Source organism: Streptococcus sp. DD04, assembly GCF_001578725.1.
In the GTDB taxonomy this organism is placed as follows: Bacteria; Bacillota; Bacilli; order Lactobacillales; family Streptococcaceae; genus Streptococcus; species Streptococcus sinensis.
Map to the genome: position 1 here is coordinate 1 of NZ_KQ969012.1, position 360 is coordinate 360.

2 tRNA genes are annotated in these 360 nt (G+C 40.6%); both read left to right on the forward strand.

Annotated elements, in window-relative coordinates:
• Window positions 1-53: 53 nt before the first annotated feature.
• Window positions 54-127, forward strand: a tRNA-Arg gene (locus STRDD04_RS10300).
• A gap of 41 nt (window positions 128-168) precedes the next feature.
• Window positions 169-242: transfer RNA gene (locus STRDD04_RS10305), tRNA-Pro, on the forward strand.
• Window positions 243-360: the final 118 nt, after the last annotated feature.

Below are 360 nucleotides of genomic sequence, written 5' to 3' on the forward strand. Positions count from 1 at the left end.
AAAAGTTTGATTTTTTTGACTTTTATGTTATAATGTATTTAGTATGATGAAGAGCACCCTTAGCTCAACTGGATAGAGTACCTGACTACGAATCAGGCGGTTAGAGGTTCGACTCCTCTAGGGTGCATATTAGAACGAAGTCTCATGACTCCGTTTTTAGATTGTTCTCGGGAAGTAGCTCAGCTTGGTAGAGTACTTGGTTTGGGACCAAGGTGTCGCAGGTTCGAATCCTGTCTTCCCGATACTAGTTTTTTTGCCCTTTGTCAACTGTAGTGGGTTAACGAAAAGTCATATCCTGGAGAGGACTAAATCAGTTCTCTCCTTTTTGATATTCAAAGCGATGAGAATACGTTTTTTAGG